The 342-nt window shown below is 50.9% G+C and carries 1 protein-coding gene; it reads left to right on the top strand.

Features of this window, described 5'->3' with window-relative positions; genetic code table 11:
• Nucleotides 1-109: 109 nt before the first annotated feature.
• Nucleotides 110-342, top strand: a 233-nt coding sequence (locus E4680_RS13980) for a hypothetical protein (protein WP_135283040.1), incomplete at its 3' end; no start/stop codon positions are given.

Genomic DNA, 342 nt, shown 5'->3' with positions numbered 1-342 from the left:
GCGTTGGCCAGAAAGGGTCTGCTTGCCCTTAGCCCGATGTTCGACGAACAAACTGGACTCTTATGCGGGTCTGGATATTCGCCTACAGAGGATGGATGGAGGATGATAGATGAAGCTTGCGCCAGATCTCCTGATGTCCGTCATTGCGCATGTCGATGAATCGGGTGAAAAAATAGAGCTTGAGATTCGGCCGAAAAAAAGGCGGGTCGAATCGCGGTTTCATCCATTCTCTGGTGAACTGTACGAATTGGATATAACGCCGCCTGAAATCGAGGTAAAGCTTAGCCTCGATGACGCTCAGAGACTGGCCGACACATTATGGACTTGCGGTATCCATCCTCG

The organism is Candidatus Macondimonas diazotrophica (genome assembly GCF_004684205.1).
Taxonomy (GTDB): Bacteria; Pseudomonadota; Gammaproteobacteria; order UBA5335; family UBA5335; genus Macondimonas; species Macondimonas diazotrophica.
Note: the sequence above shows the minus strand (reverse complement) of the source record. Positions and strands in the feature narration are given on the sequence as shown.